Raw genomic sequence first — 19,212 nt, 5'->3', positions numbered from 1 at the left:
TTTCTCGATTACTTCAAATAAATTTCGTTTGGTAGATTATCCAGCATCCGAATAATTCGAGGATCAGCACGAGATTGATTGTAAACATTCACATAAATGTCTTGCAGCCAGTAACGCACGTCATGTTTTGTAAACGGTTCATCGCGCCCATTTGGATGCAGCATTAAATCCATTACAGGGGGCTCGCCTTTACCAGGTAACGGTAACTTATAGTCTAGCCCGACAATCTGGTGTGCGCCAAGGCGCCGATAGAAATTCTTCCGTCTAATTCTGATTGTCCGATCGGGTGTGTTCTCGCGGTCGGAGTCAACCTCAATCAATATGCTGCGACCTGAGGCAGATGCAAGACCATACAAGAATAGCTTAGCCCCGATTCCTTGGTTGCGGCTAGATTTATCGGTTGCCATGTATTCAAGAAGCGCAATGTCGTAGTTAGTTGATAAGTAAAAAATTGAGAAGCCCCTGACGATACCATCGAGCTTTTCAATAAATATCTTATAATCCGGTCGCGCTAGTAACCGCCCCACCTCAAGTCGGCTTTTTTGTTCCTCAGGTGGAATCGAATTCGCGTAAATGTCAAACAACTGGTCGAATTCGTGGACTTCATTGATTGAGCGGATCTCCTCGACAGCCACGTTATTTGCTCCCGCGTTCAAAATTAGTTTTTGCTAGATTTCTGTTCTTTGGACCGGCGCTTCATCGGGCTGTAATCACTAACTCTTATCGACCGTGCGGCGCAATACACGGGGCGGCGTCACTAATACTCTAGTGCTTTTGTACTAGAGTATATCGGAAAGCTTCACTTCCGCGCTAACTCCTACAGCAGACATTGTATTTATTGGCAGTCGCGATCAAATTCTGTCGCAATTACACAGATGCGCGTAGTCGCTATTTCTAAGATTGATAAAATCTTAGGACGAAATGGTGCCCAGGGGCGGATTCGAACCACCGACACGCGGATTTTCAGTCTTTGGTGCCATTGCACTTACTTGAGGAATAAAGTTCTAAGAATGGCTGTTTGATTAGCTTTCCTAATATCCTAATGAAAATTAAGATGCCCCAAATTCGCGCTTATTCTGGGAATTTCTGTGCATTACTTCACAAGAATTACACAGAAAATGTTCTCGTCCTGTTCGACTTAAATAAAGTGCCCAAATTCCTCTATTGATGAATGGTAGCCGAAGGACGATACACACGAGCATATCTAATAGTACGGCTTGAACTAATCTGGAGTGTAGTACCAGCTTTTTCGATATCTGGATGAGTATGGTTCTAAAGGCTTACAGTTCTATCGATCCTTAGTTAGATGGTACTCGGCTTTCAAAAGCTATGAGAATTGGCGTTTTAGGGAAACGTGTTAATAGCTTCCAATAATTCAATACAGCACACTAAATCTTTATTCTCTCTATAGTAATCGGCTCGATAATACCCGATAAATTTTTAAGGCTTTTAACACGTTCAATATGCGCGTCAGTGATTGCATTACCGCTTGATAACAAGAGGTTTCCATTTTTAAGCCTAATGTCGGATATTAAGCGATCACCAGCCATAAGCAGGCTTACTGGAACATCCTTTCGGATTCCTCTAGGACCATCTGCCTCACCAGAACTGGAACCCCATAGATCAATGATAACTTGTAAGATCTTTGGGTCGTAATCATCTGCTTGATCCTCCAATTTTAAGACATCAGTAGGTCTGGGATCTGCCCCCCGCGTTTCCTTGGCCAGATCACCGAGCACCTTCAGAATGCGAGCGCCGTAAGGAATAGTCTTTCCAGCGAGGTTCTCATTAAACGGATACCCTTCTCCTGAGAAGCATTTGGATTGGTAATAGACCATATCTGCGACGCCATTGAGGCGGGGAATATTTGCAATTAACCTGCGGGCGGTTCCGGGAGCCGCATCGAATACATCTTGCTCAACAGTTGACAACCTCGCGCCTGACCTTTGTTTCGCAACAATATCTGGCGGCACCGCAACTAACCCTAGCGGCATAAGTGTAGCGGCCATGTCCAATTCCCATGTATTCTTTAATTGCAAAGCTTGTGCAACCTTACGAGACCAAGCCCTAACCTGTGTCGCCTGCCCAAAAGCGTCAGGATCAATCATAGACAGTACATCCATGAGGACTTTTACACTGCCAGCTAACGTGTGCTGCAGCAGCGTCTTTTCTGCAGTGACCAATTCATGCTGTCGCAAGGCATCTTTAAGTGCGCTGCGTAAAATGTCATCTGGACAAGGCTTGTTCAGAAACCTGAATATCTGACCCTGATTGATTGCATCAACTGCTGTTTGCTGATCGGCGTTTCCGGTTAGCATCAAGCGTGTTGTATCAGGTGACAACTTGTTAATTTCTGCCAACGTAGTCACACCGTCCATGTCAGGCATTCTCATGTCGCAAACTGCAACGGCAAATGGCCCGTCACTTTTCAGCTTGGCGATGGCTTCTGCCCCACCAACCGCCGTCACTAAATCGAAGTCTCGGCGTAGTTGGCGTTGCACAGCGGTGAGGACGTTTTTTTCGTCGTCAATAAAAAGAATCTTACGTGTCATCAGGCCAATCCTTACTAACTAAGTTGTACGTTTCCTCCCATTTCTTCATGTCATCTTCTGCTCCTAATTTATTGAGAAAGCGCTGATCGATAGACTGGGCGAACCTGTCTTCGCGAACTGAAGAGTTTCGCTTAACACGCAGAAGATGTTGCGCGACGTGTGTCGCGAGTAAGATGCCGGACACGTCACCCGAACAAGAATCTGGATCATGATGAAAAGCTACGGCTTCAACGATTGAGTCGTTAAAGCCCCATAAGCCAAGAAGATATGCGCCAAGCTCACTATGAGTGGCACCAAAGATTTCCATCTCGGCTTCAACAACAGACAATCCTTCCTGCTCAATTAGACGAACCATCTTCCCGTATTCACTTGGCCAATTCGCGACCAAAAGCAATGTCCCAACATGACTGACTAAACCAGTGCAGTATGACTGATTCTTTTCCTCCTGTGACAAACCGTTCCCCTCCGCTATCGCTCGAGCAAGAAGACCAAGTTGCATGCTGCGCCTACTTAATGTTTCCACAATATCGGAGACAGACTGATTGCCTCTAATCTGATCAAAAATACCACCAAGCAAAACAATCGCTTTTACGTTTTCAAAGCCGAGAAACGTTATCGCTTGCTTGGGTGACGTGGCTGGCATCGGCAGGCTGAAGTAGGCTGAGTTTGTTAGCTTCAATAGATGAGCGGATACGCCGATGTCTTGCGAAATTTTATCGGCGAGGCTCTCAGCTGAGGCATACTCATAGTCGAGCTCTTTCACCACCGTTGCGAAGATTTTGGGTAACGTCGGAATGCGCTGCATCCCAGACACAATTTTTCTCAAGGGGCCAGACCTAAGAAGCACGCGTAAGCGGATCGAGCGTTGAATCGTTTCTATCAGCTTGTCTGGGTCGCATGGTTTGGCAAGGTACTGATGAGATGGGCCAATCGTTTTTAAGATGGCTTCTTTCTCCGCATACCCAGATAGAACAATTCTAACAGTCTGCGGGTATAGCGTTTGAACTTGAGTTAAGAGTTCAGCGCCATCCATCCCTGGCATACGCATGTCAGAGACAACAACATCGATATGTTGTTTCTCTAAGCACGTGAGAGCCTCTAGGCCGCTGCTGGCGAAAACGGTATCCCAGTCTTCCCGTTTGGGCCTCATCATGCGCTTGAGCCCGCGGAGAATGTTATCCTCATCGTCGACAAATAGAATGGTTGTTTTCTGACTATCCATCTGCATCACCTCCGCTTTCGATCCAACATATTTTCTTAGATTTTAGAGTTTTGGGTTACCCCCAATTGGGGGTAACCGTGGTATACTCAGCTATGAGAACAAGCCACTGTGAAGATTCAATGCCTCATATCCTATTTGTTGATGACGAACGGTCTGTACTGGACGCGCTAAAGCGGCGTTTCCATGGAGCCGCCCCGTCGTGGGCGCTGAGTTTTCTCGACAGCCCAAAGGCGGCGCTCAAATTGGTGCAGGACCAGGATGTCGCCGTTGTCATTGCGGATATGGCGATGCCAGAGATGTCTGGTTTGGAAATGATCAAGAAAATGAAGCAGGTTTCCCCTCAGACTCATTATATTATGCTCACTGGAACTGCCGACCTACAGACAGCTATGAAAGCGATAAACGACGTCGCCGTCTTCCGTTTCTATACGAAGCCCGCTGATGCGAACTTGATTTCTGAAGGTATAGAACAAGCTCTAGCGGATAGGGGGAACAACGCCAACCCAGAAGAAAAAGAGGCAGATTCGAACGATATTGGTGATGTTGGCTTGGCCGCACTTGATCACTTGGCTGTCGGTGTCATCGTCGCTGACCGTCAAGCCCGTGTTCGCTTCTCCAATAGTATGGGTGGAGTATTGCTATCAGAGCAAGATGGCTTGACTCTCAGCGCTGGCGAAGTTTGCCGTGCATCGGTTGTCGAAGAAACACAACTTCTCCACGGTTTGATTCGAGCCGTGTGCGATGGTCAAGAGTCAACAGATACTCCCGCATTATCGCTAACGAGACCATCTGCCCGACGACCTTTGGCAACTGTGGTTCGCCCTGTGCATTCAAGGCGTAAGGAGAATAGTGGACCTCACGGTATTCCTCCGTTAGCAGCCATATTTGTCAGTGACCCAGAGCGACGTCCGCCGCCTGCACCACAAGTACTTGAGCAGCACCTGGGCCTTACGCCTGCAGAAGCGCGCCTTGTGAGCGTTCTGGCACAAGGCCATTCAATCGATAGCGCTGCGACCAAATGTAGTGTAACTGTTACAACTGCTAGGTCATATCTAAAACAGATTTTCTTGAAGACGGGCACTAACCGCCAAGCTGAGCTTGTTAAACTCGTGATGACGTCTCCGGGTATTTATCAAAACGACTAAGTTAACGTGGCCCCTGCATTGCGGACCGGAAAATTTATAACGAAAGTCGTTCCCTGCCCGACTTCAGACTCTACAGTGATGTCACCCCCATGCGATAGGGTCACAATAGAATGCACTATGGAAAGGCCTTGCCCCGTACCTCTACCAGGATCTTTTGTTGTAAAGAATGGGTCGAAAATCTTTTCAACAACATCTTTGATCATACCAGCCCCATTGTCAGAGACTCGGCATTCAATCGACGAACCACTGCTTTTGGTCTGAATACTTATTTTACCTGGCACTGTCTTATCGACTTTGTCTTCGATGGCATGAGCAGCATTGACAATCAGATTGAGGAAAACCTGATTGAGTTCACCGGCATTACTCGACATCAGCGGAAGGTCCTCATCGAGATCTAAGTCGAGACCAGCAACATACTTCCATTGATTCTTGGAAACTGTCACCGTGGTGCGAATAATATCATTAAGGTCATTTTCACTCTTACCTGAAGAGGTCGGGTACGAAAATTTCTTAACCGCGAGCACAATGTCGGCGATCCTTCTTAGGCCATCAAGAGATTGCGATATCGCCTGCGGAGTTTCCTCTGCGAGGTAGTCGATATCAAATTTTTTCCTAATGTTATCTCTGCTGTTCAGATCTTGTGGCTTCTCAAATTCATCAATCGCACTCAACAAATCAGCCAGTGCCTCGGATAGAAAATTCATGTTATCGGTGACGAACTGAATTGGCGTATTGAGTTCATGCGCGATCCCGCCTGCGAGAGTACCGAGGGATTCGAGTTTCTGTGCTTGCTTTAGGTCTTGTTCGAGTTGTCGCTGCTCCGCCTCAGCTGCTAGCCGCAAAGCAATATCTCTCACCATCCATAGAACGCGTATGTCGGGCTCTTCACCGACGGTCGTAAACGCGAGCTCAACGGGAAACGTGGATTTATCAGCCCGTATTCCAGTCACTCTTAAATCCCCGGCGTCGACCACGGGGTTGGAAAGTGTCAGGGCAGCGAGTTCATCAAGCGAGAGGTAAGACTTGAGGTTAATGCCTGCCGCTTGATCAGCCGGAACATCAAACAGTTTTTCTGCATGTCGATTAACCGTAAGAATAGTGCCTTCGGCATCTGTTAATATTATGCCTCGCGGTATATTCTCGAGAATAGCATTCAATTCTTCCGCAATAAGTTTTTGAGACCTGTGTGCTGCTTCCATTTCTTGATTGGCGAGATAGAGCGATAAACTTTTTTCCTCGAGAAGCCTCTCAGCTTCAAGCCTCGCACGCCTTTCGCGCTCAAGGCGTTTTATTAGGCGTTCAGGGTCTGGCGACGTCATGGCGACGACTCATGACGGGTCTTCTGAAGCTCGAACTTCACAATACGGCCGTCATGCTCATCCTGACGCTTTATGATTACACTATCCTTGTAATGCTCAAAGCAACCCTCCATCAGTCCCTCTGCAAAATCCCCTAAACAGCGCGGTGATCTATAAATCATACGCATATAGTCCGGAGATACTTCGAGCGTCTCAAACGAGGGCAACTCTGCATCAGGGTATAGTTTTTTAACTTCTACATGAATGAATGCTTCGATGGTACTCAGAAAACCAAAGCTCTCATGGATCCCGTCAAAAAATTGTGGGTATCCGGCAAAAAATCTCGAAAACAAATGCCGACCATAAGCTTTGAGTAAATCAGGAACGTTAGCACCGGTACGTTTGCTAAGGGCAATTACAAGCTTTCCCATTTCCGCATGGTCATAGGTGCCGACCGCAGTGTAGGCTCCGCCTGAGGGTAAGTCTGATTCATCAATTATATCGTCGACAAGATCAGCAGAGTACTCACCCTCAACCATGTCCAAGAACTCACGAAATACAATGCCTTTCATACTCACCTCCACCTACGGCTTCCACGTTATTGTTTCAGCAATAAATTTAGACGACCAATACGGATCAAGTTACCCCCAAATAGGGGGGTGAATGCGACTCTATTTCTGCCAAATGTCCATTGAGTATAATTTGGGAGAAACATCGTGCTGCATAAAACGCATACCAGTCAGAAATTGACAAAAAGCATTTTGGTTGTTGACGACGATGAGTCTTTCGTCATGGGCCTCACTCGCCGTCTAATACGGCATGTTGGCGTTATACCGACATGTTCTGCGGAAGAGGCATTCAAGCTCTTACAGACGAATAGCAACATCGGGGCTGTCGCAACAGATCTAAGAATGCCCGGTAGAGATGGTATTGAATTACTCAAATACGTACAGGAACGTTTTCCTAAAAAACCTCGAATACTCTTTACGGGGCACATCGATTTTGTCGATATAATGAGGTCGATTGATAGTATCGAATTAACAGCCTTGTTATTGAAGCCTGTCAACCCTTCACTCATTCTCCAATACGCGCTGGGCGAACGCCCCGCGCAAACATCAGCAATCGCTGACGCAATATGGAACCTATGAGTATGCGAGACCATGATAGAATAGAAGTGGCGGAACGCCCCAATCTGGTCCTTGTAGATGACGACAAAGAGCTCGTTCTAAGCATTCAGCGACGACTATCGGGCTGGATCAACGTTTTACCGGCCGTAAGTGGTGAATCCGCCCTGATGCTTTTAAAAGACGTTACAAACGTGTCTATACTTGCGACAGATTTACGCATGCCAAACATGGACGGTGTGGAGCTGCTCGAAAAAGCAAAGGGCAATTACCCCGATATTCATCGCATTCTGTTTACTGGCTATCCAGATATCTCTGAAATACAGCGCGCCGTCGATAATATAGGCGTGCTAGCAGTCATCTTTAAGCCCTTTAGCGCATTAGAGTTTCTTGAATATGTCCACATGATCCATCCTCAAGAAGTAAGTTAAGTCTCTCAAAAATTGATCTCCCTGGCCGATTATGTATCGTGAGTTTCAATGGGAAAGATCGTCGCGGGCTTCATTCTTTTTTGAATCGATGACCTGTTGATTAGTAAAGCCACCGCCTTAACTCCTTCAACTCACGTGAAATGCCATTTAGTATAAGAAATTAGGCTCAGAGCGCATACTTCAGCCAAATTATCAGAAGGCTATTTGGAACCTACCGGCAAGCGCATTGATCGTACCGTCTAGGTAAGACATTGGGCGGTCGATGTACGCTGTAATGTAATTGGCAGAAATGCGAGTGTTGCCATTCAGGTACCAATTGAGCCCAAGTGTATAGCGATCCATCTCGCCACCAAGAATGTTGGAATCTGTGAGATCAGCGAAATCATAGCGGAAAGCGATTTCTAAAGCGCCGCCGCCATTACTGTGCTTTGATAGTGGTTCAAGGGGCTTAACACGTGCCATCCCGCCTTTGGACGCATTATAGGGCCTGTTCTCTCCTGTCATAAACCAAGATCCCTGGACATAAAATGCGTCAAAGTGCGCATTCGGCAGCGCCTCCGAGCGCAATACACGTGTTTTAGCATACTCCATTTGCAACGACACAGATCGATAATTCAGCAATGCCTCAAGATTAACAACGGACGACCTCTTCGCAGCCTCAATCCTTCCGGTATCGAGTATAGGTATAGCGCTCAGCGAGGTCTCATGCTTGGTTTTATAGCGTATCCCCTCCACGTCGTCGGGGGTACGAAAACTAGCGCCTAACCCAATATGCAGAACAATATCCTCTGTTTTCATTGGCACGACATGGAAACGGCCAGTAATGGCGCGATCAATAGCAGACGTGCCTTTCATTCTAGCAGCATCGCCAAACCATCCACCTGAGAGGCCCCAATTCTGTCCGCCGGATGATAGCATGGCACCTACCGCCCGCTTAGGAGTGAGCGTCGACACCAATCCGCGGTCTAAAAATGTCCACCATGGCGCTCCGGTCGACCATTCCAAGCCGATCGGTTCTTTGAATTGCCCTACTTGAGCAGACGATTTAGACCTAAAACGATAGCCAATGCTGGCATCATAGAGTTCAGTCATGCCGCGCCCGGCATCAAGCTTGATGTCGTAAGTCCAATCAGAATCGATCTTGCCTTTAACACCAAGCCTAACTCGGCGGAGAACGGCACCATCATCTAGAGCATTCAAGTCATTTGCTACAGCATCTGCTTGCAAAAAGCCGACGACCTCAAAGCTACTGCTCCCATCTGCACTTGTAATATGTGGCAGTGGTTTTAGGTCAAGCTGTTGGGCTGCTGTTTCGGCTGCCCAAGTAGAATTCGCCCCCAAAAAAAGGCTTGTTAACCCAAATGCCGTGGAAGCCAGAATTCGGAGCTTCTGTGAGAACTGATTATGGGCTTTCATTCTGGTATATACGTTCATGCGTTCCTCCTAACTGCAGCAATAAATGACGTGTCTTTATTCCTGAGGAACCTCACCCATAATGTATCGCGGCCATATCCCCATATGAGGGTATTGAGCTCTTTCTATTTTCTGCACATTTCTCATCACGTTCCAAAAGAGTGAGGAGTCGAGCGATGAAGTTACGAACTTTCAGATTTAGAGCGTTGGCAAAAAGATCAATCCAAAGTTTGGAAAGGTATATTTTGATTGTTGCTATGAGTGGTGGATGTTCTGCTGCGTTTGCTGATGAAGATACGATCTACAGCTTCGGGATTGTCCCCCAGCAATCGGCAAGCCGACTCGCGGAAATATGGGTGCCTTTGCTCCAGGCGATTGAAGCAGACACAGGCGTGCGCCTTTCTTTTTCCACTACCAAAGACATACCTACATTTGAAAGTTGCTTATCCAGACAAACATACGCTTTCGCTTACATGAACCCATATCACTACACGGTGTTTCATGACTCGGCGGGGTACTCTGGATTTGCTAAGCAGAAGAACAAACTTCTCCAAGGACTTCTCGTGGTTCGTGCTGATAGTGAACTCAGTGATTTAGAAGATCTGGAAAACTTGACGGTTGCCTTTCCTTCACCTGCGGCATTTGGTGCAAGCGTCATACCTAGGGCGGAATTGCGCCGAACAGGCGTTTCTTTTAAGGCCCGCTATGTCAAGTCGCACGACTCAGTCTATCGAGCTGTCAGCTCTGGGTTAATTCCGGCGGGCGGTGGCGTAAAGAGAACCTTCAATACTATTACTAGTGAAATACGAGACAAATTAAAGGTCATGTATGTCACTTCTGGATACACGCCGCACGCCTTTGCGGCGCGCCAAGATGTACCTCCAAGAATCGTGGCCGCCGTTAGTGCAGCGATGCAAAATCTTGATCAGAGTCATGCTGGTTTATTAGCAGCACTCGGGATGGAAGGCATTGAAGTTGCGACTAACAGCGATTGGGATGATGTTCGCGCTCTCAATCTTAAAGCTGATGACACTGACATTGTCTTACAGGACAGCTCAACATGTCCTTCAGATTAAAAACCATCCTTGGCATAGCGGCTATTGAAGTGATTTTGCTTGCTGGCTTGATCATTAGCGGCTTGTTTTATCTGCGCAACTCAACAGAGACTGAACTTCTAAAGCGAGGACAGGTCACGGCTCAGTTGTTCGCGACAATGATCAGTGACGCTGTACTTTCCTTAGACCTCGCGACCTTAGATAGCTTGGTGCAACAGACTCTAAGTAACGACGGTATCGTCTACGTGAGAGTTAGAGATGCAAGCGGGCTAGTTTTGTCGGAATCCGGCGACGACAAAGCACTAGCCGCACATTTCTTGGCTGATCAAGACTTAAAATCGACAAAAGATGATGACCGACTAGACGTTGCTTATCCCATCAAAGCTGCAGAGACATTATTCGGGGTAGTAGAGATTGGCTTGGCGACCAACCAGGCCAAAGCCATATATGCAGATGCCCAGAGATGGATGTTCATGATCGCCAGTACCGAAATACTTCTTGTTGCTGTGTTCGGACTCGTGCTCGGCAACTTTCTGACGAAGCAATTGGCGCTGATACGACGTGCTGCCTCTCGGGTCGCATCTGGGGACTTTGGCTATCAAGTAGAAGTGAAAGGACGAGATGAAATTGCTCAGACCGCTTCAAGCTTCAACCAGATGTCTCGTTCCCTTGCCGCTTTTGCAACACAGGCCCTCGAAGCAAAACGTGTTGCGGAGGAGGGACAAGACTACGCAGAGACAGTGCTAAGGGATGCGCTAAACAGCATGCCGCAGGGTGTTTTAATAGTTACGCCCGACGCCGAAGTAAGCTTCATGAATAACGGTTATTCAGAGCTTTATGGCGGTTCAGACCTGATCAAACAGAACGAAACTAAACTCGAGCCTGTTTTGTCAAAGATGCTCTCGTTGCAAGATGACGAGACAGAGTCGTTTAAGCCGATTTTAATCCGGGAGCGCCTTGAAAAACATTTCGACATAGATAAGCATCAACAGTGGCAGACCAAGTTGAAAGACGGTCGACAAATAATGACTAGCCAGCGCCGCATGTCCGATGGCGGGGTCGTCATAGTAGACAACGACATAACTGATCTATTTGAGGCCCTCGCACGCAATCAGAAACTAGAATTAGAACTCATGCAGTCCAACAAAATGGAAGCTCTTGGTACAATTGCCGGCGGCATTGCCCATGAAATCAACACGCCGGTACAGTTTGTCGGAGACAATCTAAGGTTCCTGCGCGGAGCATTTATGAGTCTCACAGCATTTATGTCTTCGATCACGAGCCACTCGGTGTTGTCGCCGGAAAAGTTGACCAAAGATTTGGATGAGCTTGACTGGGACTTTCTCTCGGAAGAATTGCCTGGTGCCATTGCGGAGGCTCTCGGGGGCGTAGATAGAATAGCTACGATCGTTGAGGCTGTTCGCACCTATAGTCACCCTGAATCTGAGCACCCAACTGAAGAGGACCTCACAAAAATCATTGATAACGCTTTAACGGTCTCACGCAATCAGTGGCATTCAACCGCAACCGTAGAATGTAGTTTCAAAGGAGACCTATCTGCTGTGCGCTGCTTTCCGGGGAAGCTCAGTCAGGTCTTAATCAATCTTGTTGTTAATGCTGCTCAGGCGATTACAGAAACATCTCAGATTTCTATGGGTAAGATTAAGATATTCGCCGAACGAACAGCGGCAGGTGTTGAGATTAGAATTGAAGATAATGGCCCAGGTATTCCCGAACATTTGCTCAACAAAGTCTTTGATTTATTTTTCACAACAAAAGCACCGGGCAGCGGCACAGGGCAAGGGCTTGCTATCTGTCAAAGTATTATTGAAAAGAACCATGGTGGAGACTTAACGGTGTCATCTCAGATAGGAATTGGCACCACATTTAGAGTTTGTCTTCCGAAATAATTATATACGCTTTTTTTGCTCGTCATCCGCGTGATCTGTGCCCGTCATCTAAATGATTGGAACAGAAGGGTTGATGAGATGACGAAGGACAATATAAATGGCCTAACCTCGGAGAAGGACAAAGATAAGCTGGAAATGCTAAACAGTTGAGCAGATGCTTGGGATAATCCGGGAAGCCGAAATGCGGATTTGAAATCCGCGTGTCTTTTGATCTTACGTGGCCCTTATAGATCAGATTTCTGCCATTATTACGTGCCCGAATACCGCCAAACTCTCGATACTGTGTAGTTCCTGTGTAGTCAGGCAGGTGGATTGGTCTATTCATTGGGTTTGCAGCCCCTTAATCACCTCACCCTGACGGTGTGTGGGCACGTTGCCATAGCTTATGAAAGTTGTGAGCACATGCTCATGACCCAAATTCTGGCTCCAGGCCTTAAACTCTTCTGGTGTCTTACAAGCCTGCTCACCAAAACGCACCAGCATGTGCCGAAAACTGTGAGGCCGATAATAGGGTAGCCCAGCACCTTCAAAAGCGGCCTTGAAGATGCGCCGAATTGGCTCTGCAGTGCTCCAGCACTTGCGCTTAAGGCCTAACGCTCGGAAACCGCCATCATTTCCAGCGCCAACGTCAGTTGCCGGAAATAAGGGATCATCGTACCCCCACAACAATGTAGTTTTGAGGTGATCAATCCAATTCGTAAAAATCTCGCGAATGTCCTCGCCAACGGGAAAGAAGTAAGTGTCGAATGTCTTGCTGTTCTTGGTCGCCACGTCCCGGCCATCCTGCCAGACGAGTCCTTCGAGGGGATCGACATGCTTGAGTTTGAACGAGACCACCGCTCCATCCCGCGCACCCGTCAAAGTAATAAAAGCGACCAAGGCTCGGTCCCGCTTTTCAATATCGGTGCCTGCTGGCATCTGAGCCAACACACGCCGAACTTGGTCCAGCGTCGGGCACGATTTGGTTCGCCGTGCCGTTGCGACCCGACCATCCTTTAGGGAAATATTGAAATACTCGGCATCTGAGTAGGTAAACCGGGACTTGAATCCTGGCTGCCCAGCAAGCCAATGAAAGAAGCGCTTTAGGGCCGCCAAGTTGGATTTGAGTGTCGACTTGCTTAATTTCTTACCCGATCGAACACCTGATTGGTTTTCAATATGTCTCTTGAACCCAACGGCCTGCTGAATGTTGAAGGTCTTAAAGTCTTTGAAACTGGTGAAAGTTTCAAAACGATCTAAGGCCAATGCGACGACATCAATCGAAGCCTCACTCATGCGCCCAGCCTCCTTGAGGTAAGTGAAATACTGGCGCTTGGTACGTTCGTTCATAGCGTTGGTTTTTGACATATTCATCCCTCCCTACGTGGAGTCACAATTCAGGCTGGCTTTGCCGCGCTCACTTAATCTCTCAGCATCTTGCGGATAGGCGATGTCAAAGACCTGCTCCAAAACCTCTAATTTCGTCTGGCTGGTTCGCCGGTGCATAAGGGTTTCACACTCAGGACAGAGTCCCCTTAAGTTCCCAGAAGTTCCTGTTATTGGTAGATAATCAACGACATCACCAGCCGGCCGTCGTGGCGCCCGGCACTTAAGGCAATACATCTCATGTGACGTACATGGCTGTTGCTTAGATTTACGCTTGTTCTGGAGATAGGCTTTTAGTTGCGATCCCTTGAACAGGGTTGGACGCTGATCATCGATAGGAACCAATCCACTCTTCTGCCAATTTCGCACTGTGTGCTCATGGACCTCAAGAAGGGTCGCAACTTCTTCAACCGAATAGGTGCGGTGTATCTTGACCCTATTGGGATTTACCTGGCGGCGTGCCATGTGGGTGGAACCCTATCGATCGTTTGCGGGCCGTTTCATTTCGCTGAGGGCACGGGCCTCGCCAGTGCTGCGGACCCGAGGCTGATCTTCCATCCAGGCCTGCAGGTCTTCCAGGAAATAGAAAATACGTCCTCGTTTGACGAATTTTGGACCATTTCCAGCGGAGCGCATCATGGCTAGGGTTTTTGGGCTCAGCCCCAGGTAAAGGGCCGCATTACAGGAATCTAGGCGGCCATCCGGAAAGATAGTCACCTTAATTTTCTCAATTTCACTCATTTCTAGGCCTTTTCGGCTATTGGACATAAGGAGAACAATTTCGATAAACCCTTATAAACCAAGAAAACATAGTTGCAAATAGATGCTACATGCATCTATAATATTCTGGAACATTATAGTGATTCCGACACGCGGTTTTGAAGGGAATAGTAAAATATGGCGCGAAAAGCATCAGGGAAACTTACACAAGACTCGCCGCAAAAGGCCGGTGCCGTGACCGTGCGCCTGGACCCCAAACTCAAATACTTGGCCGATCTTGGAGCCAGAAAACAGCGTCGGCCTTTGAGCGGTTTTATCGAATGGGCCGTTGAAGAGAGCCTTTCAAAAGTCATTCTTGAAGAAGACAGGAATGGCGACACGTCTTTGATGGACGCCGAGCGCTCGAGAAACCTTTGGGACGTAGATGAAGCGGATCGCGTAGCGAAATTAGCCCTCAATTACCCAGAACTCCTTACTTACGAGGAGCAGCTTATCTGGAAATTGGTACGCACCAATGGTGCGCTGTGGGTGGGAAACTATGAGAACTTTACTTGGACCTGGACAACGGAAGCACGAAATTTGAACTGGGAGAAACTGAGAGAACATTGGGACACAATTATAGCCGTCGCGGACGGCTCACTACCTGCTTCAGAGTTACCTTCTTGGGAAAAGGAAAAAGAAATCCCCTTCTAGGAGAACGCGACCATGGCCAAAACATTCACCAAACTCACCCGGCCCGCCACCCGTAAATTACCTAAAGGCGAACGGATACAAGAGCACGGTATTGTCTTCGAGCGCCTCGCAACTGGGGATGGCCTATTCCTCGTCAACGTCATGGTAGATGGGCAGCGTATACATCGCAGCATCGGCAAAGAGTCTGACGGTGTCACAAGAACAACTGCTGAGGATTTCATCTCCAAGGCACGTCAAGATGCGCGCGAAGGCCGCCTCAAACTTCCCAAGAACCGGAAAGTACCGCTCTCCATCAAGAAAGCGGTTGAACTGTATTTAACCCGCCTTGAAGAAGAAGGTGGCAAAGATATAAAAGCTAAGCGCTATCGCCTCACCCACCATGTCGCCCCCTTCTTTGGTGATCGGCCCCTTACTCAAATTTCAACCTTTGATATAGAGCGCTACAAGAAAAAACGGTTGTCGGAAGTTGTGCAGTCACCACGTAACTTAAAGGTGGGGGAAGAACCGACGACCACAACACCCGCCACCATTAATAGGGAATTGGCCGCCTTCTCCCATCTCTTCAATAAAGCAATAGAATGGGAATGGATTGATCGTCGGCCAGCAAAAATCACGAAATTGAAAGAAGGGTCTGGTCGCATCACTTACTTAACATCTTTACAAAGCGCACAGCTTTTGGATGCGGCTAAAGCTGATCAAAATATTCAGATATATCCGTTCATCTTAATTGGCCTCCGCACGGCCATGCGCAAGTCGGAAATTCTTTCCATCACGCGGGAAAACGTCGATCTCAACACCAATACGATCTACTTACCAAAAGCGAAAGCGGGTGCCCGCACTCAACCCATCACCCAAGACCTAGCTGAATATTTAGAAAATTATATGGACACTCTGCCAAAAGGGACGCCCTGGCTCTTCCCTTCGGTCGCCGCCAAATCAGGGCATACCACGGATGTCCGTAAAGCGTTCGTGCGAAGTGTAATTCGCGCTGGTCTCGATCCCGTACAGGTTGTCCGGCACACTCTGCGCCATACAGCCATCACCCATCTGGTTCAAGCTGGTGTGGACCTACCGACCGTCAAACGCATCAGCGGCCATAAAACCATGGCCATGGTGGAACGATATTCTCACCAATCCGGTGAGCATATTGCAGCAGCCATGGAAAAATTGGATGCCCGCTTTAAAGAAGGCAAGGGACTAGCCTGAAGTAACCGTTCAGCATCGGAGGCTGACAAATATTCTGTAGCAATTACACAGGAATTACACAGGCACCCTAAAAGGCCTCAACGCTAACCAGAAAAACTCTAGGATTAGTGGTGCCCAGGGGCGGATTCGAACCACCGACACGCGGATTTTCAGTCCGCTGCTCTACCAACTGAGCTACCTGGGCATACCCGGAGCGGGCGAGAAGAAGGCGGCCTTATAAAAGAGATTTACGGCTCTGTCTAGCTTAGCGCATAGGCGCGGCACCACTTAATCTTCATCTAACTCTACGTTTAGATCGCCGCTCTCCACCTGTTCTTCCGTCGGGATGCGATATTGGCCGGTCAACCACCCCGCCAAATCAATGTCTGAGCACCTCTGAGAGCAAAAGGGGCGGAGCCGCGGTGTCACCGGAGCTTTGCACCGAACACATTTCGCTGCAGTCACTCTCACCCCATCAGGCCGATCACTAGATGCTTTGTATTTTGAAGTATTGGTCATATCGAATCAAGCTGCCACAACATCAATATACGTCATAGGGACAGAGGTCTTCACTTGCAACACCACCGCGCTCTTTAGATTAAATTCGGCCTCGTCCAGGGCCGGCCTCAGGTCGCCTCGCAATAACTCTATAATAGTGCTATGCGCCGACAACTGAACACGCGCCGCACCCGACGTTAACCCTGTTCGCACACAGTGTCGCAACGCTTTATAGGCAACGGCCTCAACCGAATGACTTTGAATACCTTTAGGGGATAAGAGCGTCTCTGAGAGCGAGGGGCGCGTCCGCCGACGGTTGAGTTCTAAACGACCTTCAGGGGTAAGCCCTGAGATTCGTGTTGGGACAGGGTCAGAGGCAACAGCTTCTTTCATTCTTTGAACAAGTTTTGAGCGCCCTTTGGCAGGAATGAGATCAACTATGACAGGGCCCGCGAGAGCTCTAAATCGCAACTCGTGCGCCAGTTGATCAATCGCCGCCGTATTCGCCGCCATAGGAGTCATTGGCCCGGCGTCAACATCGACTGCAATTAATGCCGCCGTTGGCTCGATATGAAGCCGCCCTCCTCCTTTAATATCTGCGATAGAGTCAAGGGCAGCTTCAATTGCATCCGTCACGCCATAGTCTGCGAAAAGATCTTCAGAGCAAGACTGAAAAATAATGCCTTCTGCGTTTTTAAGAAGAGAGGCTATTTCTCCGCCAGAGTCATTCGGGGAAACCAATACACGCTTGAGGCTTTTTGCATAAAAATTCAGACATGTTGAGACAGGGTGTTCTGAGGGCAATAAGCATACTGGAGAGTTGGGCTCTTTTTGCAGCCTAGAGATTATTTGACCGACGGTATCTGCGTCAGCAATAGAAACCTTCGCTCCTTTGTCATATCGGGGAGGTTGGACCACGCGAACATCAATACTCTGTCCTTCTGGTGGCGGAGTGCCGCCGCATCGCATTAAAGCCGGACGAGACAATCCTATATCAACGAAAACGGAACCAGAGCCAGCAAGCGGCTTTCCGACTCGCCCCCGGTACAAGGCACCCGCATTGGGTTGGTTATGCCGGTGGTAATAAATCTCCACGATTTGATCACCCGCTAAAGCAGCAACACGAGTCTCACCAGGGCCACGATCAACCAGCACTGTATCAATCATTACTTTTGGCACTTCGTCAGACCTCGGGTTTAGGAACAGGCCCTAGAAGGTGCCCCAGCATTGTCTCCGTCGCATGTAAGCAAAGCCCAACAATGTTGGAATATGATCCATTAATCTGCTTAACAAATGCACCTGCTCGCCCCTGAATGGCATAAGCACCAGCTTTGCCTCGCCATTCCTCGGAGGCCAAGTATGTGTTGACGTCCACGTCTGAGAGCCGCTTAAAACTGACTTGGGTCATAATACACTTCGTGAGCGATACACCGTTGCCAACAACGGAAATACCACCGTAGACACGATGGCGGCGGCCAGACAGTAGCGTTAAAAACTGCTTGGCTTCGGTCTCACTCATCGGCTTTGGTAAAATACGACGACCACAAGCAACGACAGTATCAGCACCAAGCACAACATCGCATGGATGATCTTCGGCAACAGCCATCGCTTTGGCTGCGGCCAAGCGCACAACTAAGTCACGAGGGATTTCATTCGGATGAGGTGTCTCGTCAACATCTGCCGGAAGCAAGAGGTTTGGTGACCGACCTATCTGTTGAAGAAGGTCCAGACGACGAGGTGATTCCGATGCGAGGATAAACGCCATAATAAGGCGTATCTTTAAAGGTCAGACGCGTGGGCGTCCAACTCTCTCACTTGAAGCGGAAAGTAATACGTCCTTTGGTCAAGTCGTATGGGGTCATCTCAACGTTGACCTTATCTCCCGCCAGGACGCGAATACGGTTCTTACGCATCTTACCGGACGTGTGCGCAAGTATTTCGTGGTCATTGTCCAATTTAACGCGGAACATTGCATTCGGAAGAATCTCCGAAACCGTTCCGGAAAACTCCATCATTTCTTCTTTAGCCATCAAGCCTCATCACATGTGTATTTGGACCACGCTGTGTGGTCTTGCAGTCTTAGCCGCACAAAAAGTACAGACAGGGGCTGCGGTCAAGGGTTTTCGTTGAAAAAGGCCGGATTCGGCCATTATGTTGCTAAAATGCCCCGCTCTCAAGCTTTGGGAAAATATCCAAAATCCGTTGCTGTAGGCGGTCTCGCACCGCTCGATATGCTGTAAGTCGGCTTTCGCGGGCTCCATCCGCAAGAGTCGGGTCATATGTGTTCCAGAATAGCACCTCACAGGCCATGAAGCGTGTCAGATCGACAGCCTTATGCTGCGCGTGAGGGGAAAGGGAGATCACGTAGTCAAACGAATCATCAGCGAGTTGATCGAACGTCTTCGGCTGGTGTTTACTCATATCCACGCCGATTTCGTGCATCACCTCTACCACAAAAGGATCCAACTCGCCTACATGAACGCCAACGGAGTCGACAAAAACCAGATCACCATGAAAGCGTTTCATTATGCCTTCTGCCATTGGGGATCTAACGGCATTGTAAGTGCAGCAAAACAGAACAGATGAGGGTAGATAATCCAT

Annotated in this window: 20 protein-coding genes and 1 tRNA gene; 7 read left to right on the top strand and 14 right to left on the bottom strand. The window is 48.3% G+C overall.

Annotated elements, in window-relative coordinates:
• Positions 1–8: 8 nt before the first annotated feature.
• From RIC29_08385 to RIC29_08375, 3 genes are all read right to left on the bottom strand, one after another.
• On the bottom strand, positions 9–635 hold the full coding sequence (locus RIC29_08385; GenBank protein ID MEQ8734927.1) for a GNAT family N-acetyltransferase: 627 nt from the start codon (positions 633–635) through the stop codon (positions 9–11).
• Positions 636–1,388: 753 nt separating this feature from the next.
• Entirely contained in the window at positions 1,389–2,552 is a 1,164-nt protein-coding gene (locus RIC29_08380) for a response regulator (GenBank protein ID MEQ8734926.1), read from the bottom strand.
• Positions 2,542–3,774, bottom strand: coding sequence for a response regulator (locus tag RIC29_08375; protein MEQ8734925.1), 1,233 nt, complete (start codon positions 3,772–3,774; stop codon positions 2,542–2,544). The genes RIC29_08380 and RIC29_08375 overlap by 11 nt, the downstream gene beginning before the upstream one ends.
• Positions 3,775–3,893: 119 nt before the next feature.
• Between RIC29_08375 and RIC29_08370 the strand changes: the two genes are divergently transcribed.
• A complete protein-coding gene (locus RIC29_08370; protein ID MEQ8734924.1) occupies positions 3,894–4,919 on the top strand; it encodes a response regulator in 1,026 nt (341 codons plus the stop codon).
• Here the strand turns inward: RIC29_08370 and RIC29_08365 are convergent.
• Together RIC29_08365 and RIC29_08360 are read right to left on the bottom strand one after the other, a co-directional pair.
• A complete protein-coding gene (locus RIC29_08365; GenBank protein MEQ8734923.1) occupies positions 4,916–6,238 on the bottom strand; it encodes an ATP-binding protein in 1,323 nt (440 codons plus the stop codon). The two genes, RIC29_08370 and RIC29_08365, sit on opposite strands and share 4 nt — an antisense overlap.
• A complete protein-coding gene (locus RIC29_08360) occupies positions 6,235–6,789 on the bottom strand; it encodes a heme NO-binding domain-containing protein (protein ID MEQ8734922.1) in 555 nt (184 codons plus the stop codon). Before RIC29_08360 ends, RIC29_08365 begins: the two co-directional genes overlap by 4 nt.
• A 144-nt stretch (positions 6,790–6,933) precedes the next feature.
• On the opposite strand from RIC29_08360, the gene RIC29_08355 reads away from it, so the two are divergent.
• Together RIC29_08355 and RIC29_08350 are read left to right on the top strand one after the other, a co-directional pair.
• The gene (locus tag RIC29_08355) at positions 6,934–7,365 is read left to right on the top strand and encodes a response regulator (GenBank protein ID MEQ8734921.1); all 432 of its coding nucleotides are present in this window, start codon (positions 6,934–6,936) and stop codon (positions 7,363–7,365) included.
• Between the two features lie 2 nt (positions 7,366–7,367).
• Positions 7,368–7,772, top strand: a complete 405-nt coding sequence (locus tag RIC29_08350; protein MEQ8734920.1) for a response regulator — start codon at positions 7,368–7,370, stop codon at positions 7,770–7,772.
• Positions 7,773–7,964: 192 nt separating this feature from the next.
• Here the strand turns inward: RIC29_08350 and RIC29_08345 are convergent, their stop codons facing one another.
• Positions 7,965–9,206: a porin gene (locus RIC29_08345; protein MEQ8734919.1), complete on the bottom strand. Its 1,242-nt coding sequence runs from the start codon at positions 9,204–9,206 to the stop codon at positions 7,965–7,967.
• Positions 9,207–9,361: 155 nt separating this feature from the next.
• Here RIC29_08345 and RIC29_08340 point away from each other — a divergent pair, with 155 nt between their 5' ends.
• Both RIC29_08340 and RIC29_08335 read left to right on the top strand, forming a co-directional pair.
• Positions 9,362–10,261: a phosphate/phosphite/phosphonate ABC transporter substrate-binding protein gene (locus RIC29_08340; protein ID MEQ8734918.1), complete on the top strand. Its 900-nt coding sequence runs from the start codon at positions 9,362–9,364 to the stop codon at positions 10,259–10,261.
• Entirely contained in the window at positions 10,246–12,150 is a 1,905-nt protein-coding gene (locus RIC29_08335; GenBank protein MEQ8734917.1) for an ATP-binding protein, read from the top strand. The genes RIC29_08340 and RIC29_08335 overlap by 16 nt, the downstream gene beginning before the upstream one ends.
• Positions 12,151–12,471: 321 nt before the next feature.
• Here the strand turns inward: RIC29_08335 and RIC29_08330 are convergent, their stop codons facing one another.
• A complete protein-coding gene (locus RIC29_08330) occupies positions 12,472–13,497 on the bottom strand; it encodes a tyrosine-type recombinase/integrase (GenBank protein MEQ8734916.1) in 1,026 nt (341 codons plus the stop codon).
• 495 nt (positions 13,498–13,992) lie between these two features.
• Complete coding sequence (locus tag RIC29_08325) at positions 13,993–14,256, bottom strand: helix-turn-helix domain-containing protein (GenBank protein MEQ8734915.1); 264 nt, start codon at positions 14,254–14,256, stop codon at positions 13,993–13,995.
• A 156-nt stretch (positions 14,257–14,412) separates the two neighbouring features.
• On the opposite strand from RIC29_08325, the gene RIC29_08320 reads away from it, so the two are divergent.
• Together RIC29_08320 and RIC29_08315 are read left to right on the top strand one after the other, a co-directional pair.
• The gene (locus tag RIC29_08320) at positions 14,413–14,928 is read left to right on the top strand and encodes a hypothetical protein (GenBank protein ID MEQ8734914.1); all 516 of its coding nucleotides are present in this window, start codon (positions 14,413–14,415) and stop codon (positions 14,926–14,928) included.
• Positions 14,929–14,940: 12 nt separating this feature from the next.
• Positions 14,941–16,134, top strand: a complete 1,194-nt coding sequence (locus RIC29_08315) for a site-specific integrase (GenBank protein MEQ8734913.1) — start codon at positions 14,941–14,943, stop codon at positions 16,132–16,134.
• Positions 16,135–16,242: 108 nt separating this feature from the next.
• Here the strand turns inward: RIC29_08315 and RIC29_08310 are convergent.
• The 6 genes from RIC29_08310 to RIC29_08285 all read right to left on the bottom strand — a co-directional run bounded on the left by RIC29_08310 (position 16,243) and on the right by RIC29_08285 (position 19,212).
• A tRNA-Phe gene (locus tag RIC29_08310) sits at positions 16,243–16,318 on the bottom strand.
• Positions 16,319–16,401: 83 nt separating this feature from the next.
• Positions 16,402–16,632, bottom strand: coding sequence for a DNA gyrase inhibitor YacG (gene yacG, locus RIC29_08305; GenBank protein ID MEQ8734912.1), 231 nt, complete (start codon positions 16,630–16,632; stop codon positions 16,402–16,404).
• Between the two features lie 6 nt (positions 16,633–16,638).
• A complete protein-coding gene (locus RIC29_08300) occupies positions 16,639–17,778 on the bottom strand; it encodes a ribonuclease E/G (protein ID MEQ8734911.1) in 1,140 nt (379 codons plus the stop codon).
• A 16-nt stretch (positions 17,779–17,794) separates the two neighbouring features.
• Entirely contained in the window at positions 17,795–18,376 is a 582-nt protein-coding gene (locus RIC29_08295; GenBank protein MEQ8734910.1) for a Maf family protein, read from the bottom strand.
• A 46-nt stretch (positions 18,377–18,422) separates the two neighbouring features.
• Positions 18,423–18,641 (bottom strand): translation initiation factor IF-1, encoded by a 219-nt coding sequence (gene infA, locus RIC29_08290; protein ID MEQ8734909.1) that lies wholly within the window; start codon positions 18,639–18,641, stop codon positions 18,423–18,425.
• 127 nt (positions 18,642–18,768) lie between these two features.
• A complete protein-coding gene (locus RIC29_08285; protein MEQ8734908.1) occupies positions 18,769–19,212 on the bottom strand; it encodes an arsenate reductase ArsC in 444 nt (147 codons plus the stop codon).

The organism is Rhodospirillaceae bacterium, assembly GCA_040219235.1.
GTDB lineage: Bacteria > Pseudomonadota > Alphaproteobacteria > Rhodospirillales > Rhodospirillaceae > WLXB01.
Note: the sequence above shows the minus strand (reverse complement) of the source record. Positions and strands in the feature narration are given on the sequence as shown.